This is a genomic window from Actinophytocola sp., assembly GCF_035942955.1.
GTDB lineage: Bacteria > Actinomycetota > Actinomycetes > Mycobacteriales > Pseudonocardiaceae > DASYTH01.
In genome coordinates, this window is the sequence record NZ_DASZCQ010000203.1 from 19,940 (window position 1) to 27,244 (window position 7,305).

Consider the following 7,305-nt stretch of genomic DNA (forward strand, 5'->3'; position numbering starts at 1 on the left):
GATGGACGGCATCGACGTGGCCGCCGCCGACCTCCGGATCGGGCCGGCCGGGACCGTCGAGCTCCTCCCGCTCGGGCACCGGGAGGTGCCCTACCCCAACGGGTTGCGCGACGCGCTGCTCGCCGCCCTGCCGCCCGCCGAGTGCACCGCGGGCCAGCTGTGCCGGCTGGACACCGAGGTGGGCCAGGCGTTCGCGGCCGCGGCGGCCGGCGCGCTGACCGAGCTGGCGGACGGCCGGGCCGACCTGGTCGCCTCGCTCGGCCAGACGATCTTCCACTGGGTGGAGGACGGCCGGTGCCTCGGCACGCTGCAGCTCGGCCAGCCCGCCTGGATCGCCGAGCGAACCGGCCTGCCCGTGGTGGCCGACCTGCGCGCCCGCGACGTCGCCGCCGGCGGCCACGGCGCCCCGCTGGCCGCGGTCCTCGACGCGCTGTGGCTGCGCGAGATCTGCTTGCAGGATCGAGCCATGGATTCAGCCGCCGACGAGCCGGTGGCCGCGCTGAACATCGGCGGGATCGCCAACGTCACGGTGGTCGGCCCGGACCGGACCACGCTGGCGTTCGACACCGGCCCCGGCAACGCCCTGCTCGACGCCGCCGCCCGGATGATCTCCGACGGGGTCTGGCAGCGGGACGTCAACGGCGAGCTGGCCGCGCAGGGCAGCGTCCGCACCGACCTGCTCGACGCGCTGCTCGCCGACGCCTACTACGGCAAGCCACCGCCGAAGTCCACCGGCAAGGAGCACTTCCACGCCGGCTACCTGCGTGCGGTACTGGACGGCGTGCCGCACGTCGCCTCGGTGGACCTGCTCGCCACGCTGGTGGAGCTCACCGCGGTCACGGTCGCCGACGCCTGCCGCGCGCACGGTGTCGGCCGGGTGGTGGCGTCCGGCGGCGGCGTGCGCAACCCGGTGCTCATGGCCGCGCTGCGCCGCACCCTGGCGCCCGCCTGCCTGGTCACCAGCGACGAGCTGGGCCTGCCCACCGACGCCAAGGAGGCCTACCTCGCCGCCCTGCTCGGCTTCCTGACCTGGGTCGGCGCCCCTGGCAACGCCCCGAGCGCGACCGGCGCGGCCGGACCGCGGCTGCTCGGCAGCGTGACCCCGGGCGGCGGCCCGCTGTGCCTACCCGATCCGGTGACCACGGCAGTCACCCGGCTGCGGGTACATGCCCCCGAGCCCGTTGGAGGAGGAACACATGGATCTGCTTGACCTGGCGATCATCGCGATCTTCCTGGTCGGGATGCCGCTGCTGGGCGTCTGGATCGGCGGCCGGCAGCGCTCCGCGACGGACTACTTCATCAGCGAGAAGAAGATCTCCTGGTGGGTGGTGTGCGTGTCGGTGGTCTCCGCGGAGACCTCCACGCTGACGGTCCTCAGCGTCCCGGTCGTGGCGTACCTGGCGACGCCGGCGTCCGGCGGCCTGACCTACCTGACGCTGGCGTTCGGCTACATCGTCGGGCGGGTCATCGTCTCGTACACCCTGCTGCCCCGGTACGTGGCCGGCAACCTGGTCACCGCGTACGCGTTCCTCGGCCAGCGGTTCGGCGGCGGCATGCGGGCGACGGCGTCGGTGACGTTCCAGTTCACCCGGCTGCTCGCCGACGGCATCCGGCTGTTCGCCACCGCGATCCCGATCAAGGTGGTGCTGGCCGGCTTCGGCGTGGACGCGCCGTACTGGCTGATCATCATCGTGCTCGGCATCGCGATGCTGTTCTACACGTTCGTCGGCGGGGTGCGGGCCGTGGTCTGGGTCGACGCCATCCAGATGCTCTGGTACGTCGTCGGCGGCCTCATCGTGCTGGTCGCGCTGGCCAACGCCCTGCCGGACGGCTGGTTCAGCAAGGCGACCGACGCGAACAAGTGGCAGCTGTTCGACTTCTCGAGCAACCCGATCACCGGCGCCGGGTTCCCGTTCCTGGCGGCGTTCTTCGGCGGCATGCTGCTTTCGATGGCCTCGCACGGCGCCGACCAGCTGATCGTGCAGCGCCTGATGTCCACACGCGACACCCGGGACGCGCAGAAGGCGCTGATCGCCAGCGGTGTGGTGGTTCTGCTGCAGTTCGCGTTCTTCCTGGTGATCGGCGTGATGATGTGGGCGTTCTACAACGCTGCCGCGCCGACCGGCCCGACCGACCGGGGCGGGCTCGGCCTCGGCGTCAACGACGAGCTGTTCGGGCACTTCATCGTCAACGAGCTGCCAAGCGGCCTGTCCGGGTTCGTCATCGCCGGCATCCTGGCCGCCGCGCTGAGCTCCTCGCTCGGCGCGCTGGCCTCGGCCACCGTGACCGACGTGTACGAGCGGATCACCCGGCGCACGCTCGGCGAGGAGGAGCGGCTGCGGCTGGGTCGCGTGTGGACGGTGGCGTGGGCCGGGTTGCTGATCCTGTGCTCGATCGGGTTCGCCGTCTACAACAAGACGACCACCGACCCGATCGTGGTGCAGGCGCTGGGCATCGCCGGCTACACCTACGGCGCGCTGCTCGGCGCGTTCCTGCTCGGTTTGATCGTCAAGCGGGCCCGGCAGTCCGACGCGATCGCCGCGTTCGTGTCCACCGTGGTCGTGATGGCGTTCGTCATCCTCGGCGTCAAGTTCGTCGGGGCGCCCGCGGCGCAGAACCCGAGCCGCTCATGGGACTCCATCGAGATCAACTTCGGCTGGGCCGAGCCGGCCAAGGGCATCTTCACGCTGTCAAGCTGGTGGTACACCCTGCTCGGCGTGACCATCACGCTGATCGTGGGCGGCCTGCTGTCCCTGCGCCACCGGTCCGAACCGGAGCCCGAGGTCGAGGAGGCCGCCGCGGCCCAGGTGGCCTAGCTGCCGTTGCGGGAGGCGGCCTTGAACGCCGCCTTCCGCGCGGCCTTGGCGATCTCGCGGTCGGGGTGGTGGGCGCCGAGCATGGTCAGCACCTCGCCGGCGTCCGGGTGCGGGAGCCGCCACATCAGGTCGATGATCTCCTGCTCCTTGCCGGGCGGCACGGAGTCGGCCAGCTGCTGGGCGATCTCGTCCGGGCCGTCGAACTCGGAGACCGCCGCCAGCAGGTCGGTCAGCAGCCAGGCGAGGTCCTCCGAGGCCGGCTTGAGGTCCAGCGCCAGTTTGGCGTACGCGCGCAGCCGCGGGTCGTCCAGCGCGGCCCGCCAGTGCGGCTCGGCGTCGGCCGCGAGTTGGCTGGTCACCACGGACGTGGCGTACATCCGGTCGGCGGGCCCGCCTGCGGCCGCGGCGTCGAGCAGCTCCCCGGCCGCGGCGCCCGGGGAGCGTAGCGCCAGCCAGGCCGACATCTCGGCGGCCAGCTCGTCCTCGGTGAACCCCTCGGCGGCGGCGACCAGCTCGCCGGCGGTCATCTCCTCGACCGGCGGCAGCAGCGGCACCTCCACGTCGCTGTCCATCAGCTGCGACCAGGCGGCCCACTGGGCCAGCGGGGTCAGCCGGACGATCTCGCCGTCGCGGGCGATCGCACCCAGCTCGTCGAGGCGGGCCAGCAGGACGTCCACGGGCTCGCCGTGCCGCCCGACCCAGGAGTCGGGCACCAGCGCCATCTCGTCGACCAGCGCGCGCACCTCGCCGAGCGGCATGCCGCCGTTGCGGGCGAGGAACAGCGACACCAGCACGGCGCCGCCGGCCCCGCTGAAGTCGACCTCGTCCTCCGCCCCGTGCAGGTCCGCGTCGAGGTCGAGGCTGGTGATGGTCACCGCGAGCCCGGTGGCCCAGATGTCCAGCACCTCCTCGTCGTCGCCGTCCGGCCACGCGGCCAGGCCCGGCCCGCCGCCGGCCTGCCCGTCCGCGCCGACCACGACGAACTCGACGCTCTCGGCAAGGTCCCACAGGTGCGCCAGCTCGGGCACGTCGCCGAGCCGCTCGACCGGCCCCGGCACGTCGATGCCGAGGGCCTTCGCCGCCGCCGCGCAGTCCGGACCGGTGAGCTCGCCCTCGGCGGTGACCGCGCGCCCCTCGCCCACCCACTCGGCGAGCTGGCGGGCCCGGCCAAGCAGCGGGCTGGTCCGCGCGCCGGCGGCCAGCTCGCCGTCCTCCGGCAGGCGAAGCGGCGGCAGCCGGTCCGGCAGCCCGAACGCCTCCTTGAACGACACGGCCTCGTCGAGGTCGAACTCGTCGAGATCGTCGTCGAACTCGAAGCCCTCGGCATCGGCGTCGGCCGACGGGTCGAGCCCGGAAAGCACCAGCCAGTCGCGCACCGCGGCCTGATCGGTGAGGTCGACACCGTCGGCCTCCATGGCCCGCACGAGTGCCTGCACCTCGGGACTGGACAGTTCGGGTCGCTGCGCGTCGACCGGGTCATCCGCCACGGCCGCTGACCCTACCCGTCAACCCGTGCCGGCCACCTGCCGGTAGCTCACCAGCTCCAGGTGCAGGGTGAAGCCGAGCGCGGTGAACATCCGCTCCGACGCGTCGTTGCCGAGCGCGACCACGGCCGCGGCCTGCGCGCGGGCGCCGTGCCTGGCGGCCAGCTCGCGCAGCAGCCCGCGGACCAGCGCCCGGCCCGCGCCCCGCGAGCGCCGGTTCGGGTCGACCGCGACGAGGTCGACGTACAGCTCGCCCTCCTGCGGGTAGCCGGCCGCGTAGCCGATCAGCCCGCGGGCGCCGGCCAGCACCACCACGCAGTGGCCCCGGCTGCCGTCGACCAGCTGCCGGCCGGTGACCGTCCGGCCGGGAAAGCTGCGCTCGTGCAGCGCGATCACCGCCGCGCGCAGCCCGGGGTCGTCCGGCAGCACCCGGACCGCGCTATCCACTGTGGACTCCTCGGCGGCGCCCCTGATCAGCACGGCGCGCAGCCCGGCGCCGGTCAGCACGAACACCCGGCTGGTCCTGCCGGTGTGGAAGTCGTGCCGGGCCGCGAAGTCGGCCAGCAGCCGGTGCTGCCGGTGCCCGCACAGCTCCAGGTCGGTGATCCCGCGCAGGCTCGGCAGCCGCAGCGCCCGCTCCAGCAGGGCGTCGGCGGTCTGGTGCCACAGCTGCGCGGCGGCCGGGTGGTTCGCCGGCACGTCGACGTACGGGCCGTGCAACCAGGCCCGGCCGACCTCGGCGTCGGACTCGACGCTGAGCACCCCACGCACCCGCCCGCCGGAGTCGGTGGCCAGCAGCGTGCCCGACGCCCAGTCCGGGCGCATGCCGGTCAGCTCGGCGGTGATCTCCTCGGCGGTCTCCCCGTGGTAGGCGATGTGGTGCGCCGGCTCGGCCTGCAGCCGGGCAAGCACGTCCACCACCTCGTCCAGGTCGGTCGAGGTCGCGGCACGGATCGGGTACATGGGACAGATCCTGAACCGCGGCCTCGCGTCCGCGCGACCGGATTACTGTGGGGTCATGGCGGTTGACATCGAGGTGCGCGACGCGCGCGAGCAGCACCGGTACGAGGCGGTGTCCGGCGACGTCGTGGCCGGGTTCATCGACTACCGCGACGCCAACGGGTCACGCACCCTGCGGCACACCGAGGTCTCCGCCGACTTCGAGGGCAAGGGCATCGGCGGCGCCCTGGCAAGGGCCGCGCTCGACGACATCCGCGCAAGGGGCCTGACGGTGCGCCCGGTCTGCCCGTTCGTGGCCCGCTGGCTCAACCGCCACCCCGACTACCTCGACGTCGTCGCCGACGCCTACCGCGACCGGGTGCGGGCCGACCGCTCCTGAGTGATCGCCGGGGCGGATTTCGGTGCCCCGAAGGGCAGGCGTGGGTCGCGAGCCGTCCGGTCCCGTGATGTGCGCTCGATACTCCCCTGCACGGGACGTTCCGTCCGCATCTACGCTGCTGAAGAGGGGCCGCATTCAATGGCAAACTTCGACGTCAAGCGGGTCACCCCGCTCGAGTGGGCCGGTATCGGGGCCGGCGTGTTCGCCTTCCTGGTGAGCTTCTTCAACTGGATCACGTTCGAGTTGTTCGGCATCAGCGAGGGGCTCAGCGCGTGGAACTCGGGCTTCACCGCCTGGTTCCCGGTGCTCCTGCTGATGGTCGCCGGCGGTCTGGTGCTCGCCCCGCACTTCGGCGTGGAGGTCGCCCGCCTGCCGCTCATCTGGCTCGTCCTCGGCGGCGTCGCCGCGCTGCTCATCCTCCTGCGCTGGGTCACCGCCTCGGACGCAACCCTCGGCACCGGTAGCGCCGGCTTCGGCCTGTTCCTCGGCCTGCTCGCCGCCCTCGTCTCCGGCGCCGCCGCCTTCCTGACCTTCCGCGCCGCGAGCCGCACCAACGCCTGAGGCCTTACGCGGTGGCTGGGGCGACCTCGTCCCGGCCACGCAGGCGCTGGGAGATCACCTGGGTGATGCCGTCACCGCGCATGCTGACGCCGTAGAGGGCGTCGGCAATCTCCATGGTCGGCTTCTGGTGCGTGATGATGATCAGCTGGGAGCTGGACCGCAGCTCCTCGAGCAGGCCGATCAGCCGGCGCATGTTCACGTCGTCGAGCGCGGCCTCCACCTCGTCCAGCACGTAGAACGGCGACGGGCGGGCGCGGAAGATTGCCACCAGCATGGCGACCGCGACCAGCGACTTCTCCCCACCGGACAGCAGCGAGAGGCGCTTGATCTTCTTGCCCGGCGGGCGGGCCTCGACGTCGACGCCGGTGGTGAGCATGTCCTCCGGCTCGGTGAGCACCAGCCGGCCCTCGCCGCCCGGGAACAGCGCCGCGAACACCGTCTCGAACTCGCGCGACACGTCCTCGTAGGCCGAGGTGAACACCTCGAGGATCTTGTCGTCGACCTCCTTGATCACGGTCAGCAGGTCGCGCCGGGTGGCCTTGAGATCCTCGAGCTGGGTGGACAGGAACCGGTAGCGCTCCTCGAGCGCGGCGAACTCCTCCAGCGCCAGCGGGTTGACCTTGCCGAGCAGGGCCAGGTCGCGCTCGGCCCGCTTGGCCCTGCGCAGCTGGGTGTCCCGGTCGTACGGGATGCCGAGCGGCAGGGCGACGTCCTCACCCCGGTCGGCCGCGGCCTCGTACTCGGCCAGCTCCATCGGGCCGGGTGGCACCGGCACGGTCGGGCCGTACTCGGCCACCAGGTCGTCCAGCCCGACACCGAACTCCTCGGCGATCTTGGTCTCCAGCTGCTCGAGCCGCAGCCGCTGCTCGGCCCGCAGCACCTCGTCGCGGTGCACCGCGTCGGTCAGCTTCTCCAGCTGGGTGCCCAGCTCCCGCACGCTGCCGCGCACCTCGGTGAGCACCCGCTCGCGCTCCTGCCGCTGGGTGGCCACGGCGTCGCGCTCCTGCGCGGCCAGGCGCAGCGACAGGGCGATCCGCTCGAGCGCCAGCTCGCCGCCGCGCACCGCGGCGTTGGCCACCGCGGCCCCGCGGGCCCGTGCGGCCAT

Annotated in this window: 7 protein-coding genes; 4 read left to right on the forward strand and 3 right to left on the reverse strand. The window is 72.9% G+C overall.

The window, feature by feature from the left end; genetic code table 11:
- The first annotated feature begins 1 nt into the window (after position 1).
- Both VGX25_RS19990 and VGX25_RS19995 read left to right on the forward strand, forming a co-directional pair.
- The gene (locus VGX25_RS19990; protein WP_326919364.1) at positions 2-1,210 is read left to right on the forward strand and encodes an anhydro-N-acetylmuramic acid kinase; all 1,209 of its coding nucleotides are present in this window, start codon (positions 2-4) and stop codon (positions 1,208-1,210) included.
- The gene (locus tag VGX25_RS19995; RefSeq protein WP_326919358.1) at positions 1,197-2,816 is read left to right on the forward strand and encodes a sodium:solute symporter; all 1,620 of its coding nucleotides are present in this window, start codon (positions 1,197-1,199) and stop codon (positions 2,814-2,816) included. The genes VGX25_RS19990 and VGX25_RS19995 overlap by 14 nt, the downstream gene beginning before the upstream one ends.
- Here the strand turns inward: VGX25_RS19995 and VGX25_RS20000 are convergent.
- On the reverse strand, positions 2,813-4,303 hold the full coding sequence (locus tag VGX25_RS20000; RefSeq protein ID WP_326919359.1) for a hypothetical protein: 1,491 nt from the start codon (positions 4,301-4,303) through the stop codon (positions 2,813-2,815). The genes VGX25_RS19995 and VGX25_RS20000 overlap by 4 nt on opposite strands.
- A gap of 18 nt (positions 4,304-4,321) precedes the next feature.
- Entirely contained in the window at positions 4,322-5,263 is a 942-nt protein-coding gene (locus VGX25_RS20005) for a GNAT family N-acetyltransferase (protein ID WP_326919360.1), read from the reverse strand.
- Between the two features lie 55 nt (positions 5,264-5,318).
- Between VGX25_RS20005 and VGX25_RS20010 the strand changes: the two genes are divergently transcribed.
- Both VGX25_RS20010 and VGX25_RS20015 read left to right on the forward strand, forming a co-directional pair.
- Positions 5,319-5,639 carry a GNAT family N-acetyltransferase gene (locus VGX25_RS20010; RefSeq protein ID WP_326919361.1) on the forward strand — a complete coding sequence of 107 codons (321 nt, stop codon included), beginning with the start codon at positions 5,319-5,321 and terminating at the stop codon, positions 5,637-5,639.
- 138 nt (positions 5,640-5,777) lie between these two features.
- Positions 5,778-6,200, forward strand: coding sequence for a hypothetical protein (locus VGX25_RS20015; protein ID WP_326919362.1), 423 nt, complete (start codon positions 5,778-5,780; stop codon positions 6,198-6,200).
- A 4-nt stretch (positions 6,201-6,204) separates the two neighbouring features.
- Here the strand turns inward: VGX25_RS20015 and VGX25_RS20020 are convergent.
- On the reverse strand, positions 6,205-7,305 hold a 1,101-nt coding region (locus tag VGX25_RS20020; protein WP_326919363.1), incomplete at its 5' end, for an AAA family ATPase.